A 15,290-nucleotide genomic window follows, 5' to 3' on the forward strand; every position below is an offset into this window, starting at 1 on the left:
CTATTTAATGCTCAATACTTCAAAGCTTTTATAATAGTCCTATAACAGAAGGAGGGATGAGATGTTGAATGAAAACAACATTTTTTTGCTTGTATAGTAGTACAACAATTGATAAATAAATGTTTCTTATAAACACTATTTTAATTGTTGTAATGCAAAATACATAAATTATTGAGATTAAAAGAGATGAGGTTTTAGAAAAAAATGAAAAAGTATTCTGTTGCTACATATTTTTCCTTCATTATTCCTTCTTTAATTGGTATCTTTCTATTTATGACCCCCATTTTAACGGAAGAGGGATGGAAAGTACCCATTGCCATATTAGCTAATGTTTTAGCGGGGATAGTGGCTCCAATCATTAGCTATTTTACAATTGGAATGTTTGCCATTTCTGCAATTGGTGCACTCATAGCGAAATTTATACCACGTAAAAATGCTAAAGAACCTAGTATTTTAGATACATTGTTTTATGTTAATTGGTTTTGGACAATTACTCGTATTATCGGTTTAGCCTTTGCTTCAATGGTGGTCTTCAATTTTGGACCTTCTGCCATCAATAATGAAAATACGGGTGGACTCCTAATGGATCCAAATGAGGGGCTTGTGACGTTTTTATTTACCATTTTTTTGTTTGCAGGTTTCCTTTTACCATTTTTAACAAACTTCGGTTTACTTGAATTTTTCGGGACAATGATGGTGAAAATTATGCGGCCACTGTTTAAAAGTCCAGGACGTTCTTCAATTGATGCTCTTACGTCATGGGTTGGAGATGGCACAATAGGTGTGTTAATGACCAGTAAACAATATGAGATGGGGAACTACACAAAAAAAGAAGCTGCGATTATTGCCACAAGTTTCTCAGTAGTGTCCATCACATTCTGTATCGTTGTATTGGATACTGTACATTTGGCACGCTATTTTATTCCTTATTATTTGACAGTAGTCCTTTGTGGAATTGTATTAGCCATTATTATGCCTCGAATCTATCCACTTGCGAAAAAAGAAGATACGTATATAGATGGGACAACAGTAGATTATTCACGTGAGAAATTACCAGAGGGCTATAATTCTGTCTCACATGGCTTAGAGAATGCACTTGCTATTGCGCATGCAAATCGTGATCCTCGACAATTTTTCAAAGATGGCTCTAGAAATGTAATTGATTTATGGGTGGGTGTTGCCCCTATCGTTATGGCTTTTGGGACAATTGCCTTAATGCTTGCTGAATTTACAAGTATTTTTGTGATTTTAGGAAAACCGTTCGAGCCAATTTTAACTGTCCTTGGCTTGCCTGAAGCGGCTGAAGCAGCGCAAACTATGGTCGTAGGCTTTGCCGATATGTTTCTACCTTCTATTTTAGGTGCAGGGATTGAATCGGATGTTACTAGATTTGTTATTGCAGTTGTTTCTGTGTCACAGCTGATCTACATGTCTGAGGTAGGTGGACTTATTTTAGGTACAAAAATTCCATTGAAATTTTTGGATTTAGTCGTCTTATTCATACTACGTACGCTTATTTCTCTTCCAATTGCAGCATTGGTTGGTCATCTACTCTTCTAACTAAAATGCCAAGTCTTAAATGGACTTGGCATTTTTCATAAACAGATTGTGATCGATTTTCTTTAGACGTCTCCATAATGTAAGCATGTAGATAAAGAGTACTAAAATGATAAGATAGGCACTTAACATGGAGCCTTCCGTATTTCCCATAATGTTGAAGAAATTATTCAGTCCATGGAAAATAATTGTTACGATAATTGATTGACCTTCCAATACAAGTAAAGCTAGAACTAGGCCAACTAAAAGAGCATAGATGATTTGAAGAATCGTATCTTCTAGAGATTGGCCACCTAGTAATTGTAATGCATGTGTGACGCCAAACAATATACTAGAAATCCAGACAGCAGAAAAAGCCCCTTTTGCTACTAGCATGCGTAGCATAATGCCTCTAAATACAGACTCCTCAATAAATGCTACTATGAAAATTTGCATGATAAACATGACAATTAAATCACTAATAGATGTCATATTCAATCCTTTTGTGCTTACTAAGATGATGCCTAAAATAAGAAGAAGTGGTAAGGTGATGAAGAAATGATTCTTTTTAATAGGATAAAAGAAATATTCTCTCCATTTCTTTTTCGTCGCTATATACATGAAGAGTCCTAATGCAAATGGGATTAACAGCGCAAACTGTAGAAAAGGGCTTGAAGGTTGTTTAATAGAAACAAAGGCACCATTTAAAACATAGAAAAATATGAGTAGTGACTCTAAACCAATTATTTTCATCAACATTTTTGGGGTCATGTTATTATCTTCCTCCTATTCTATTTATACAGGATTTACAGAAACCTTTCTCATACTAGCTGAAATAACTAGATAGAGGAAAATACTAACAACAAACATGCTCCCTAAAATCGCTAATATAGATGAATTGGCTAATAGTTTATACAACGGAGAATACCATTCAAAGATCACCATTAATATAGGTATTAATGCAAGGAAACCAATTAAGCTATAGCCTCCTAGTATGCCTAAACGATAAAAAACAACGTTAAGGAGAAGGCCAGAACTTAGACAAAATAGAAGCAAGATTGTATCCAATACTACTGTTTGTAAAAATGAATGGGTAATATCAAAAAATAAGATAGGGTGGATGATAATAATATCTTTGATCTTGAATAGAGTAGAAACATAAGAAATGATTTGATGAGCACATGCAATCATCAAGGCACCGACCAGACTCCAGCTGATAAAAAATAGCCCGACATACAACATATATTGCTGACGACTTAATCCTAGCTTTAAAAAATAGGGTAAGGTTTTATTGAGAAGCTTTGTTGCCATCGTACTGTAAAAAATATAAACAGGAATTGAAATAGTCATAGCAAATGATACATATTGACCGAAAAATGCATCTAAGAAAAATGACAAAAGCACGATAGAAAATAAAATGCTCCAAAAAATAATATTTTGCTTCTTATAGCTTTGAAATAAGATATAAAAACTGCCTTTCATCGTGTTCATCGCCCCGGCCTCACTTTCTGTTTACTTAAATAGACGAGCATATCTTGAAGAGAAACAGATTCAAGCTTAATGTTCTGATCTTCAATGGATTGACCATTTGCGAAGACAATAGCTGTCATCTCTTGCATAAATGTATGTTGATAGATTACTTGTAAATCCCCAATTGCTCTCTCAACATCTGAGGCATTGCCTTTTACAGCCACAATATGCTCTCGCCATTCAACAGTGGTCTTTTGGAGCAAAAGTTCGCCCTCATGTAGAATGAAAATTTCCTCAAATAGCTCGCTCGCCTCATCGATTAAATGTGTAGATAGAATAAATAATCGCGGATTTTCTGTTTGCTGTTCAATTAACAAATCATAAAACATATTACGTGCGGCTACATCTAAACCGATATACGGTTCATCAACGATAGTAATGGAAGCACAACTCGCAAAGCCTGTAATAATTCCAAGTGCAGATACCATCCCTTTTGAAAGATTTCGCACTTTATCTTTTGGATTCAGGGCAAATACTTGTAGCAGTTCTTGAGCTAGCTCCTCATCCCATTTTGGATAAAAGAAGCGATTGGCCTTTAATGTTTGGGCAATGGTCATTTCTTCTTGAAAGTTGCCACTTTCAGCGACAAAGCAAATATCACGTAATGTGGAAGGGGAGTTGAAGACATTTTCTCCGTTAACTAAAATTTCTCCGCTTGTCGTAGAGATGAGACCTGATAATAAATTTAAAAAAGTCGTTTTGCCAGCTCCATTGTGTCCTAAAAAGCCAATAATCTTTGGCCCCTCCATGGTGAAAGAGATATTTTTTAAAGCTGTTTTATGTTTATAGGATTTCGTGACATTGCTCACATTAATTTTCATTCATGATCCCCCTTGCATCAATTTTTGTAACTCTTCATCTGAAATGCCTAGACGTCTTGCTTCCTTTTTCAATGGTTCAATATGTTGCTGGAAAAAGCTTTCTTTACGCTCAGTAATTAAAATATTTTTGGCGTCTTCATGTACAAACATACCGACACCTCTCTTTTTATAAATGACGCCCTTATCCACTAATTCATTCATGCCTTTCCCAGCAGTTGCAGGATTAATCTGGTATTCTTTTGCAAACTCATTTGTAGATGGAATGCGATCTTCAGGCTGTAGCTGTCCATCTAGAATGGCATCTTCTATTCTTTCACGTATTTGTTGGAAAATGGGCTTTTTGTTATTTAAAGAATGAATCACAATCCACCTCACTTGTTAGTTGGTTAATCACTTATGTAACTAACCATATAACTTGTGGTATTCATTGTCAATGATTTGGTAAAAAAATGTACAAAAATTTTTACATGTAGAAAACCTTCTTATTCTTGAGAGGGCTCTAAGTAAACTAAATAGATGAACATGTTATTCATGAAAAAACTTCCTTCACTTTCTATGTTTGATAATAGCTTGCATCACAAAATATTATCAAAAAATACTAGTAACTTGGCTAGAGTTCCATTTTTGCATATGTGTCACATAACCACTATGCATATACTGTGGCAAGAGGGGGGGAGGTGAGCTTTTATGAGAATTAATTGGAAGGTTCGTCTTCAACATATTCCATTTCTACTAGGGCTATTTTCATTGTTGCTCTTACTCGCACAACAAGTGGCTGCAATTTTTGGCTATGATTTTACAGGTGTGATGAGTGAGCAAATGTCATCTATATTAAATACAGTTTTATCCATTCTTGTGTTAATGGGGGTCATTGTTGATCCAACCACACGGGGCACCAGTGATAGTGAACGTGCCTTAATGTATCGGAGACCGAGATAAAATAAACAAAAAGTGTAATTTTACAATAAGGATAAATGTGTTATAATGTTAGAAAATTGATAAAGTGGGGAGGATGATTGAATGTCCCTTGAATTGGAGCGCAGAATTGCGAAGCTCGAGGAGGAAATGGCAGATTTACGTCAGGAGTTGTCAGTATTAAAAGGTTCGCAAAGCACTGAAAAAATGAATACTCTTGATGCCAGACAGTCGATGATCAAGCAATCAGAACCAATTAAACCAAAACCAGTACTGGAGTCGAAGCCTATCCCGACTAAAGTAGCGGAAAAAGAAGTGCAACCACAGCCATCGATGGAGGAACGTGTTATGTGGGCACTTCCAAAAGTATTCATGGTTATTTTAGTAATGGGCGTACTTTGGGGTCTAAAACTTGTCAGTGACTATGGCTATTTATCGGATGGCGTGAAAATCATCCTTGCCTATGTACTATCGGTAGGATTGGCGGTTATTGCCTATGGACTAGAGCGTAGGAAAGTAGGCTCATCGGCTATAACGATTTCTTTATATGGTGGGGCATTTATTGTCGGTATTTTAACAACCGCAGCGAGTTCCATATTATATGAAATCATTGGTCTTATTCCAGCACTAGGCATTACGCTACTTTATATTGGCTATGGTATTGCCATTAGCTATTTAAAGAAAAATGAAGCACTAACTGTTTTTGTTGCCTTTACATCATTATTACTACCTTACTTACTAGAATATATGGATTTTAGTGCTGTCATTATTTTATTATTTGTGGTCGTATTGTTTGCTGCATTGCAATTAGTTATTTACCAGCACAAGCAAAAGCTAGCCCTTTATATTGCCACATTCTTTTCAGTGCTAGCAGTGAGTGTTGTAGCATTTATGAATAGTGATCAGCAAGTTGTTTTTGCACTTGGCTTACTTGTGATTCTAGCAATCTTTTATGCCATATGGTGTTTACTCTATAACGCTCAATCCAAATGGAAGCCACTTCACATCGGACTCCAATTTTCTTTAGGTTCATTTAGTTTATTACTGCTGAACCTGATTATCCGTTCTCTTGAGAATGGAGAAATGCTACTCTTCATTTTAATGGCTTTATTTGGCGCTGTAGCGTTTTATAGCTATCGTCAAAAATGGCAGGAGGTACTGGATAGTTCTGTGACACTTGTGTTTATCACCTTCTGTAATATGATACTGCTATTGAATATTCCGAATAAAGTGGATGATTTATTGTATCCTTTGATTGCATTTACAGGCGTGATGATGAGCTTACGAATACGTGCAAGTATAATGAAGGTTGTTACTTCACTTTCCCTTGTGATGACATTTACACTAAACTTTGTTTTCCATGAACCAAGTCCATTTTTCAGTATCGATCATTTAAGCTTATTTATGCCAGTCATCTATTTCATCATTATTTACTTATATGCAAGACGTCCAAAAGAGACACTCACACCTTTTGAAAAGGTCATGAAGGATTTATTTGTAATCGATATTTTAGCAGTGGTCACAGCTGGCTATTTCTTAGCCTATATTGGCAAGCTAGATACCGTATATTTTGCAGCAACAAATGGCATGCCATATATGATGTGTATCGCATTAGCTGCCTTATTTACTGGCTCTCTATTTGTAGAGGAAACTTACAAAGGACGCGCTTTAACGCCAGTACTTGGCGCATTTTTCCTACTAGTCTCCTTGATGATCAGCACTAGAGTGTCAATGTTGGAAAGCTTAAACAGTATTACAAGATTAATTTATATAGCAGTGATTGTAGCGATTGTCGCGGATGTGCTTGTAAAAGGAATTATTTATCGATTGTACGAGGAGCGTCTAGGGAAATATGTAGACGTCATTGTAAGCGGTGGTATCGTGCTCACGATGATTTCCATATGGGGGCTAATCCATCAATTCACGTACAACAACGTCCTTGATTGGAAGCTAAGCATCGCCCTTGCAACCATTACATTATTCTTAACAGCCAGTGTTTCACTATGGATTAGTTCCACACATCATTTAAAAACACTGCGCACAACCGGCTTTATTATTTTAGTCATTGCATTCATTAAGCTAATTTTCTTTGACTTATCTGCCCTTGATTTATTGATTAGAGCTATTCTATTTATTACCATTGGTGGTATTGGGATGCTGTTGTCGGGTAGGTTGTTGAGGAAATGAAAAATGGGTTATTTAGCGTGCTTTTTTCACCATAGCACTCTAAATAACCCTTAATTTTTGTACGTTTTTAGTTCTTAATATGAATATTCATACTCAGTAGTATAGTCAATTGAACCAGGAGACACTGTAGGGCTACCACCTGCACAGGCAGCTTCAAACTTGTCATTTCCAACAATAATAGATTCATGAACCCTGGTAGAAGTTCTAGCGTATATTTTACTGGTACCTCCTGAATGATCATTGATATTTCCAATGGCTAAATCCCCGTTGACGCAAATCTTAGCATTCCTTTTAAGATTCACTCCTTGATAAATGTTGGCACTTCCATGTACATATATAGTTGAATTCGAAATTTGATTGATCTGTGCCATCATAAAGGCTCCGCCAATAAATATAGTTGAATTGGTTAGATTATCTAGATTTCCAATCAAAGTGGTACTTCCTGCTACTTCAATAACAGAGTCGACTATACTACTATTTAGCTGACTTACATAAAGTGCACCACCAACATGTAATTTTACGTTAGTCATTGAATTTAAGTTTTGACCATTCATACTACCAACTATATAAAGTGTTGAGTTGGAACTAGAGTAATTCATATTAGGAACTGTAAGTGTTCCACTTACTCGATAGATGGAGTTATTGAATTTTAACTCATCATTTTGAGAATAAGTAATATTTCCTTTGATTTGACATTGTTTATTGGATAAATCCGCCCTTGTTCCAGTAGGACAAATATTTAAACTAGTCCCTGGATCAGCAATGGTATTGCCTGTAATAATTGTTTCATCAGATTCATTATTAGTTGTTGGATCAATCATATTGGAAAAATCTACTGTAATTGTCCCATTAATTTCCGCATTTTTGGCTTCATCATGCCCTATGCTTGTAAAATTAATAATTAGCATACTATTTTTATCTATAAAATTTATAGAATCTATTTCAAAATTATTTTGCGAATTTGAGTGTATGTTAATATTAATATTCAGAAAGGGAATTACTTCATCTTCTATTTCCTGCTTCATGTATCCAACAGCTAAATTTCTATAGTATTCATCTGCTTTAATCAAATTATCTTTAATATCTTTTTCTCTTTGTAAGAGTACTTTTTGAATAATTTTATCTTGACGAGTAATGATTTCATTAGTCATGGCATGTTGAAAATAACTTGCACCCATCTCTGCGATAGATTGGGATTGAAATGTACTTTCCACAATGTTATTTTGTTTTGTTGTATTAGAGGAAATAGCTAAAAATGAGAAAAAAATCACAGTAAATAATATAGATATAATTAATACTAAAGCCAATACATAGCCTTTATTATTATTTAGGACATTCCTCATTTTTTTTTCTCCTCCTTTAAGCGGCTTAATAAAGAATTGATTTCGATTTTATTTTTAGGGTTATCCTTTTCCTCAATTATTAAATGTATATCAGCATCAGTTGTTTTGGGATTTATAGTAAAATCATTTACTTGGATACACATTTGACTATTTTCAAATACTTCTGTTTTTGTTGTACTTTTAGTAGTGTATTGAACCGAAAGGATACAGTTGTTTGAAGTGGCACTATACTCAATAGAACGTTTATGAATCGAGTTTAAACTAGCAATAATAACATTAGCTTCTTGTTGCATTTGATTTTTAGAGACAGCTTTCTTTGAATATTCTGTGCCTTGAAAAAATATACTCCATGCTAGAATAGAAATTATAGACAAAATAATCACAGTTGCTAACACTTCTACTAAAGTAAGTCCTCTTTCATTTTTAGTTTTCATTATTTTCACCCTCAATAAAAGACATAGCCGTAAATCTCTGTTACTAAAATATTGCTATTTTTGTATATAAAAATACTAATCTGATTGGCTTTTGTTGGCGATGTTTTTAAATCTGGTTTTCTCGTTATTTTTATTTCTGTTTTATATTTCGAAGGCGCAGATTTAGTAGTAGTTGTAATGGTAATCGTATCATTATCATATGTAAGCTTGTCATCAGGTTTGATAAATGAAAACGTACCATTTGGATTAGCCAACAAAGTATTAAAATCACTCTGTAATGCAGATTGCCAATAAGCTAGCTCTTTTGATGCAAGGTTTACAGCAATTTGTTTATCTTCATTTTGGTTGTTTTTTTTACCCATTTGTGGAAGTAAATTAATTATAGAAACCAGTATGATTGCTAGAAGGACAATAGAAGCAACAACCTCTATTAATGAAATACCACGTTCGTTTAATACCTTTTTGTGGCTCATTTCTTCAACACCTTTCTGTTATTAAAAAATTTGAGACTAAGTAAATGGAAGTACTAAATTTATGTATTTAATTGAATTTGAAATTCTATGAACTATTTAAAAATAGTCAAATTTAATAATTTTAATCAGATACTTTGGATTCGAAGGATGAAATTTTAATTGATTTAAATAGTACGTTCCAATCAACTATGAATGGAAAAGATAAATAAGGGTAAATAAATCATGCAGCTTCATTTTAACTCAATCAACAACAAACAACTTCATATATGATTTAACTTCCTAATATTATAAAACTGGATTACATATTAAAAACAATTAGATAAAAATGACTATCTAGGATATTATAACAAATTACAGAATTGTTTATAATGAATTATAAAACACTTTGTAATTCTATAGAACTATTTTTTGAATTATTTTTGAATGTTTGTATGAAAATTAAAAGAAAAATCGGAACAAAGTTGCATTTTGGTAGTGTCAGAATACCATAGTTGTAGTATCATTTGTATATAAATAGAAAAACCACTAAGTAAAATAAAGGATGATGTGGATGAAAACATACATAAAAATAATTAGCTTGTTTTTGGTAATTGTTCTAATTGTGGGATTTTTTGTTCCATCATTTGTGCTAAATGACACAGTTTTTGCTAAAGAAGGTCCCGGATATTCCACCATTGGAGGGATTGAGATCAATGATGTGAAAACATCAGATTTAGCCACAACTTTACAAAATGCGATCTCAGAATGGCAAGGTGAGGAAATAGAAATTGTTAGTGAGGGCATTTCCAAAACCATTGACCCGAAACAATTTGTTTTTGATACATCAGCAGCTATTGCTCAGTACGAAATGCTGACAAAAAAACCTTGGTATGCATTTTGGCAAAAAGAGAAAATTGTTCATATTCCCATTCCTGTTACCGTTAATGAAGTAATTACACAGCAAATAGATGAAGCAGGTATTTGGGATACAGATAAAACCCTTCAGAAACTAATCTTGCAAGCCAGCTATTTGAAGGAGCATAAGGTTGAAGCCGTTATCAATGAAGATTCCATGCAAACCGAGGAAAGGATTGCCTTTCAGATTGCCGAGCTACCAGCAAATAGTCAAGGGGTAGCGAAAATCATTCCGTTATTAAATGATGTTAATCTTGTTCCAAATCAATCAATCTCGTTGCTTACACTTTTAGGTGAACAGGCTGGGGTTGTCAATGATGCAGGTTTAGATTTTGTCGCGTCTATGCTATATAGTGTCATTCTTCAAACGGATTACGAAATTCTTGAAAGACATTCTCAGGAAATCAATCCAAGCTATTTACAGCAGGGCATTGAAGCAGATATCAATGCAGCATTAGTAAAAGACTTACAGTTTATTAATCGTTCCGAACAGCTTGCTAAAATGAAAGCATCTATGGAAGGTAATCAATTAAAGATAGAAGTTTTTGCAGCAGCGAAAGACAAGGACATTACAGTTCGCGTCAGCAAGGATAAAATCGTGAAGCCACGAATTATTTATCGCTATTCGGAGGATTTAAAAGCTGGACAAGAACGAGTGGAGCAAGAGGGTAAAGAGGGTTCAAGAGTGGAAGTGTATCGTTCCATTGTAGAGAACGGAGCAACAGAAGAACAGTTCATCAGTAGAGATTATTATGCACCTCAAAATCGAATTGTTACGCGTTCATCGCAGGAGCCTGTTACGATCACAACACCTACTCAAAACGTAGGGGCAGGAACATCAGATCCTGATTTAGAAGTGGATTTAGATGGCAATGGCTTGCCTGACGTGAAACCTTCAACACCAGAGGAAACTAAGGAAGAAGATGGACCAGAAATTGTCTATGGCTACTATGACAAGGGCGGTAATTTTGTACAAACAAGTCCATAACGATTGGAGGTATGTTTATGGCAATGAAGCCAGGGCGTAAACGTTTAGGGGATTTACTGGTTGAATCAGGTGTTATCACAGCTGACCAGCTAGAGTACGCATTAACTACTAAGATGAAAAATGAGAAGCTTGGAGATTTCCTTATAAAAGAAAATTTCCTAACAGAGCAGCAGCTTATTGAGGTCTTAGAATTCCAGCTGGGTATCCCACATATCAGCTTGAATCAGTTTTCAATTAGTCCCGAATTATTACAGCTAATTCCTGCGGAGCTTGCGAAGCGGACAAATATTATGCCGATTCGCAAAGAAAAAAATAAACTGTTTATTGCAATGGAAGACCCGATGGATTATTTCGCCATTGAGGAAGTTCGTATGACGACGGGCTGCCAAATCGAGACAAGTATTGCAGCAAAAGATGATTTATATCGGACGATAACAAAATACTATGATTTGCAGGAATCAATGGATGCGGCCATGCTGGATTTGGCTGCCACTAGTACAGAAACACAAGAAGAAATCGAGAATGAGGATTCGCCTATTGTTCGTTTAGTGAATCAAATAATTGCCAATGGTGTCGCACAGCGCGCAAGTGATATCCATTTTGATCCACAAGAAACAGAGCTACGTGTCCGCTATCGAGTAGATGGTGTGCTTCGTACTGAACGATCTTTGCCCAAGCATATGCAAAATGTCGTATTGGCTCGTATTAAAATTATGGGTAATTTAAATATTACAGAAAATCGTATCCCACAGGATGGACGTATTAAAACCAATGTTAATTTTAGACCTGTCGATATACGTTTAGCCACATTACCAACAGTCTATGGTGAAAAGGTTGTTATGCGTATTTTAGATTTAACCAATTCAGCCAATGATATTGATAAATTAGGCTTTAGTGCAAGTAACGAAGCACTTTTCAGGAAAATGATAGCCCATCCAAACGGTATCATGTTAATTACTGGTCCAACAGGCTCAGGGAAGTCCTCTACGTTATATGCGGCACTTTCTCATTTAAATGAAGAAGGCGTCAATATTATTACGGTTGAGGACCCAGTAGAATATCAATTAGATGGTATCAACCAAATCCAAGTAAAAGAGGAAGTCGGCTTAACATTTGCGGTAGGTTTACGATCAATTTTACGACAGGACCCTGACATTGTGATGGTAGGGGAAATTCGTGACCTTGAAACAGCGCAAATTGCTATTCGTGCTTCACTTACAGGTCATCTAGTGTTAAGTACGCTGCACACTAATAGTGCCGTAGAATCTATTTCAAGACTACATGATATGGGTATCGAGCCATTTCTACTATCCTCCTCCCTCGTAGGAATCATGGCGCAACGTCTTGTACGTAAAGTTTGTCGTGATTGTGCTGAGCCATATGTATTCACTTCTCGTGAACTTGAAATACTTGAGGAAAATGGGGTGGAGGGCGTAACGCATGGAAAAAAAGGTCGTGGATGTCCTGCCTGCAACCATACAGGCTACCGAGGGCGTATGGCGATTCATGAAATCCTCCCTGTTGATCGCCAAATAAAGGATATGATTTTAAATCGTGTTGGTGATAGCGTTCTACGTGATTATATGAATGAGAAAGGCTTCCATACCTTATTAGTAGATGGATTACTAAAGGTTGTAGCTGGCAAAACAACCACATCAGAAATATTACGTGTTGCAAGTGCAGACTAGGGGTGAAAGAAATGACAGCATATTCAATCGTTGAATTATTAACACGTGCATTTGAAGATAAAGCATCGGATCTACATTTAACAAAAGGTATTCCACCAGTATATCGTATTCATGGGCAACTGGAGCATTATGGCACAGTGCCGTTAGAAACAGAAGATTTAAAGGAAATGGTAAAGGTCATTCTCCCTGTCCATAAACAACAGGAGTTTGAGGACAAAGGAGAAACGGACTTTAACTTTTCATTGCCTGGGAAATGTCGATTCCGTGTCAACGCCTATCATCAGCGAAATGAAGTAACGATTGCGGCTCGTTTAATTGAGGCTAAAATTCCTTCTATTGAAGCGCTCAATATGCCACAGGTGTTATATAAGCTTGCGGAAAAACCACAAGGCTTAATTTTAGTGACTGGCCCAACAGGCTCAGGAAAATCAACTACCTTGGCAGCAATGATTGATCATATTAATGAAACGAGATCAAAACATATTATTACGTTAGAGGATCCAATTGAATACTTGCATACACATAAGAAATCTGTCATCAATCAGCGTGAGATTGGTGTCGATACGATGAGCTTTGCAAATGGTTTACGTGCATCATTACGTCAGGACCCAGATATTATTTTAGTTGGGGAAATGCGAGACTATGAAACCATCTCCACGGCTATTACGGCGGCTGAAACGGGGCATTTAGTCATGGCAACACTTCATACAAGTAGTGCACCAACGACGATCGACCGTATTATCGATGTATTTCCACCGCATCAGCAGAGTCAAATTCGTGTGCAGCTTGCGAATGTACTACAAGGTATTGTTTCTCAGCGTTTATTTGTACGTAAGGATATAAAAGGGCGTATTGCTGCGACAGAAATTTTAGTACAGGCACCTGCAATTTCAAATTTAATTCGTAATGAAAAAATTCATCAAATTCCAAGTGTGATGCAGACAAGTAAAGCTTTGGGTATGCACACATTGGAATATTCGATGCAGCACCTAATTACGACAGGTAAGATTTCACTAGAGGATGCAAGACCATATATGAACGCTGGTGATTATAGTTGACGATATTTCGTTATAGTGGTCGTACCAAAACAGGAGCACCTAAAAAGGGCATTATCGAGGCACCGAATAAAAAGGTAGCCATGGAAAAGCTTCGAGCACAAGGAATTAATGCAAGAGAACTTCAAGAATCAAATAGCATTTTACATAAAGATATTGCTTTTGGTACAAAAGTGAAGCACCAGGAATTCGTTATTTATTGTCGGCAATATGCGACATTAATTCGTGCTGGCGTTCCTGTCGTTGAAGCAACTCATATTTTGGGTGAGCAAACACGGAGTAAACCACTGAAGCGAGCATTGATGCAGGTTGAAGAGGATATTCGAAATGGGATGGCATTTTCAGATGCAGCAGGTAAACACCCAAAAGTGTTCCCATTGCTATTTGTCAATATGATGCGTGCTGGTGAGGCTACAGGAAACGTTGACGATACATTAGATCGTCTTGCAAGCACACTAGAGAAGCAATATAACATTAAGAAAAAAATTCAATCTGCCATGACCTATCCAGCGATTTTATCGCTTTTAACTCTAGTGGTTGGTATGTTTTTAATGGTATTCATTGTGCCAACCTTTATGGATGCATTTAAGGAAATGAATTTGGAAATGCCGTTAATAACGGTCATTGTAGTGGGGATTAGTGATTGGCTCATACAGTTTTGGTACCTTGTGATTTTAGGGCTATTGGTATTAGTAGTGGGCCTACATTATTTCTATAAAAATAATAAAGAGTTTCATTATGCCGTCAATGTATTTTTACTTCGTATGCCAATCTTTGGACAGCTTTTGCAAAAGGATATTATCGCGAGAATGACAAGAACCTTGTCAACACTCTTTAGCAGCTCCGTACCAATCTTACAAGCCCTAACAATTGTCGAAAAGGTTGGTGGTAATCCGGTAATGGGTAAAGTAGTACTGGAAGCTCGCGATAATTTAGAAAAGGGTGGCACATTATCAGAGCCACTTGAAAAAAGCTGGCTATTTCCACCGCTTGTAACACAAATGACCTCAATTGGCGAGAAAACAGGGTCCTTGGATTACATGCTTGAAAAGATAGCTGATTTTTATGAAGAGGAAGTAAACCGTGCCGTCGATACCATGAAGTCACTAATTGAGCCTTTAATGATTGTGGTACTGGCTCTAGTTGTAGGAGTCATTGTAGCGGCTATATTCTTACCAATGTTCCAACTATACGAAAATATGTAAGAACTGTTAGATTCAACACTTGAAAAAGTGTATGAAGTTATATATCGATACCTACTCATAAAAAGCACACCTTAGGATAAGAAACATAGAAAGTGGATGTCTAAAAACTTTCTATTTCTTATTTAATGGGACCAGCAATATTTATAGAAGATACTGGTATAAGGCGCTAAAGGAACACGCAATGAATATTCTCACGGCAGCTGATTTCTTTTTTCTAGACA

14 protein-coding genes are annotated in these 15,290 nt (G+C 36.0%); 7 read left to right on the forward strand and 7 right to left on the reverse strand.

Features of this window, described 5'->3' with window-relative positions; translation table 11 throughout:
• The first annotated feature begins 204 nt into the window (after positions 1-204).
• Positions 205-1,560: a YjiH family protein gene (locus MHB39_RS06110; RefSeq protein WP_342546017.1), complete on the forward strand. Its 1,356-nt coding sequence runs from the start codon at positions 205-207 to the stop codon at positions 1,558-1,560.
• A gap of 15 nt (positions 1,561-1,575) precedes the next feature.
• On the opposite strand, the gene MHB39_RS06115 is transcribed toward MHB39_RS06110, so the two are convergent.
• The 4 genes from MHB39_RS06115 to MHB39_RS06130 are packed head-to-tail and all read right to left on the reverse strand — an operon-like array spanning position 1,576 to position 4,250.
• On the reverse strand, positions 1,576-2,307 hold the full coding sequence (locus MHB39_RS06115) for a CPBP family intramembrane glutamic endopeptidase (RefSeq protein WP_342546018.1): 732 nt from the start codon (positions 2,305-2,307) through the stop codon (positions 1,576-1,578).
• A gap of 24 nt (positions 2,308-2,331) precedes the next feature.
• On the reverse strand, positions 2,332-3,027 hold the full coding sequence (locus MHB39_RS06120) for a hypothetical protein (protein WP_274772049.1): 696 nt from the start codon (positions 3,025-3,027) through the stop codon (positions 2,332-2,334).
• Positions 3,024-3,887 carry an ABC transporter ATP-binding protein gene (locus MHB39_RS06125; protein ID WP_342546019.1) on the reverse strand — a complete coding sequence of 288 codons (864 nt, stop codon included), beginning with the start codon at positions 3,885-3,887 and terminating at the stop codon, positions 3,024-3,026. The genes MHB39_RS06120 and MHB39_RS06125 overlap by 4 nt, the downstream gene beginning before the upstream one ends.
• Positions 3,888-4,250 carry a GntR family transcriptional regulator gene (locus MHB39_RS06130; protein ID WP_320939187.1) on the reverse strand — a complete coding sequence of 121 codons (363 nt, stop codon included), beginning with the start codon at positions 4,248-4,250 and terminating at the stop codon, positions 3,888-3,890. It lies immediately after the preceding gene.
• 324 nt (positions 4,251-4,574) lie between these two features.
• Here MHB39_RS06130 and MHB39_RS06135 point away from each other — a divergent pair, with 324 nt between their 5' ends.
• Both MHB39_RS06135 and MHB39_RS06140 read left to right on the forward strand, forming a co-directional pair.
• Positions 4,575-4,826 carry a phage holin gene (locus MHB39_RS06135; RefSeq protein WP_016991985.1) on the forward strand — a complete coding sequence of 84 codons (252 nt, stop codon included), beginning with the start codon at positions 4,575-4,577 and terminating at the stop codon, positions 4,824-4,826.
• Positions 4,827-4,907: 81 nt separating this feature from the next.
• Positions 4,908-6,989 carry a DUF2339 domain-containing protein gene (locus tag MHB39_RS06140; RefSeq protein ID WP_342546021.1) on the forward strand — a complete coding sequence of 694 codons (2,082 nt, stop codon included), beginning with the start codon at positions 4,908-4,910 and terminating at the stop codon, positions 6,987-6,989.
• Between the two features lie 74 nt (positions 6,990-7,063).
• Here the strand turns inward: MHB39_RS06140 and MHB39_RS06145 are convergent, their stop codons facing one another.
• The 3 genes from MHB39_RS06145 to MHB39_RS06155 are packed head-to-tail and all read right to left on the reverse strand — an operon-like array spanning position 7,064 to position 9,239.
• Positions 7,064-8,332 (reverse strand): hypothetical protein, encoded by a 1,269-nt coding sequence (locus tag MHB39_RS06145; RefSeq protein ID WP_258859487.1) that lies wholly within the window; start codon positions 8,330-8,332, stop codon positions 7,064-7,066.
• Entirely contained in the window at positions 8,329-8,766 is a 438-nt protein-coding gene (locus MHB39_RS06150) for a prepilin-type N-terminal cleavage/methylation domain-containing protein (RefSeq protein ID WP_258859486.1), read from the reverse strand. The genes MHB39_RS06145 and MHB39_RS06150 overlap by 4 nt, the downstream gene beginning before the upstream one ends.
• 11 nt (positions 8,767-8,777) lie before the next feature.
• Complete coding sequence (locus MHB39_RS06155; RefSeq protein ID WP_258859485.1) at positions 8,778-9,239, reverse strand: type II secretion system protein; 462 nt, start codon at positions 9,237-9,239, stop codon at positions 8,778-8,780.
• 550 nt (positions 9,240-9,789) lie between these two features.
• Here MHB39_RS06155 and MHB39_RS06160 point away from each other — a divergent pair.
• The 4 genes from MHB39_RS06160 to MHB39_RS06175 are packed head-to-tail and all read left to right on the forward strand — an operon-like array spanning position 9,790 to position 15,069.
• Positions 9,790-11,121: a G5 domain-containing protein gene (locus tag MHB39_RS06160; RefSeq protein ID WP_342546022.1), complete on the forward strand. Its 1,332-nt coding sequence runs from the start codon at positions 9,790-9,792 to the stop codon at positions 11,119-11,121.
• A gap of 23 nt (positions 11,122-11,144) precedes the next feature.
• Positions 11,145-12,809 (forward strand): GspE/PulE family protein, encoded by a 1,665-nt coding sequence (locus MHB39_RS06165; protein ID WP_342546889.1) that lies wholly within the window; start codon positions 11,145-11,147, stop codon positions 12,807-12,809.
• A gap of 11 nt (positions 12,810-12,820) precedes the next feature.
• Positions 12,821-13,867 carry a type IV pilus twitching motility protein PilT gene (locus MHB39_RS06170; RefSeq protein ID WP_342546023.1) on the forward strand — a complete coding sequence of 349 codons (1,047 nt, stop codon included), beginning with the start codon at positions 12,821-12,823 and terminating at the stop codon, positions 13,865-13,867.
• Positions 13,864-15,069: a type II secretion system F family protein gene (locus MHB39_RS06175; protein WP_036080216.1), complete on the forward strand. Its 1,206-nt coding sequence runs from the start codon at positions 13,864-13,866 to the stop codon at positions 15,067-15,069. Before MHB39_RS06170 ends, MHB39_RS06175 begins: the two co-directional genes overlap by 4 nt.
• Positions 15,070-15,290: the final 221 nt, after the last annotated feature.

It is taken from the genome of Lysinibacillus sp. FSL K6-4013 (assembly GCF_038630435.1).
GTDB lineage: Bacteria > Bacillota > Bacilli > Bacillales_A > Planococcaceae > Lysinibacillus > Lysinibacillus boronitolerans.

What these genes read in the sequence shown, in the direction of transcription:
- MHB39_RS06120 (WP_274772049.1), bottom strand. Translation starts at nt 3,027, where the DNA reads ATGAACACGATGAAAGGCAGTTTTTATATCTTATTTCAAAGCTATAAG.
- MHB39_RS06115 (WP_342546018.1), bottom strand. Translation starts at nt 2,307, where the DNA reads ATGACCCCAAAAATGTTGATGAAAATAATTGGTTTAGAGTCACTACTC.
- MHB39_RS06125 (WP_342546019.1), bottom strand. Translation starts at nt 3,887, where the DNA reads ATGAAAATTAATGTGAGCAATGTCACGAAATCCTATAAACATAAAACA.
- MHB39_RS06165 (WP_342546889.1), top strand. Translation starts at nt 11,145, where the DNA reads ATGAAGCCAGGGCGTAAACGTTTAGGGGATTTACTGGTTGAATCAGGT.
- MHB39_RS06155 (WP_258859485.1), bottom strand. Translation starts at nt 9,239, where the DNA reads ATGAGCCACAAAAAGGTATTAAACGAACGTGGTATTTCATTAATAGAG.
- MHB39_RS06170 (WP_342546023.1), top strand. Translation starts at nt 12,821, where the DNA reads ATGACAGCATATTCAATCGTTGAATTATTAACACGTGCATTTGAAGAT.
- MHB39_RS06150 (WP_258859486.1), bottom strand. Translation starts at nt 8,766, where the DNA reads ATGAAAACTAAAAATGAAAGAGGACTTACTTTAGTAGAAGTGTTAGCA.
- MHB39_RS06145 (WP_258859487.1), bottom strand. Translation starts at nt 8,332, where the DNA reads ATGAGGAATGTCCTAAATAATAATAAAGGCTATGTATTGGCTTTAGTA.
- MHB39_RS06140 (WP_342546021.1), top strand. Translation starts at nt 4,908, where the DNA reads ATGTCCCTTGAATTGGAGCGCAGAATTGCGAAGCTCGAGGAGGAAATG.
- MHB39_RS06160 (WP_342546022.1), top strand. Translation starts at nt 9,790, where the DNA reads ATGAAAACATACATAAAAATAATTAGCTTGTTTTTGGTAATTGTTCTA.
- MHB39_RS06110 (WP_342546017.1), top strand. Translation starts at nt 205, where the DNA reads ATGAAAAAGTATTCTGTTGCTACATATTTTTCCTTCATTATTCCTTCT.
- MHB39_RS06135 (WP_016991985.1), top strand. Translation starts at nt 4,575, where the DNA reads ATGAGAATTAATTGGAAGGTTCGTCTTCAACATATTCCATTTCTACTA.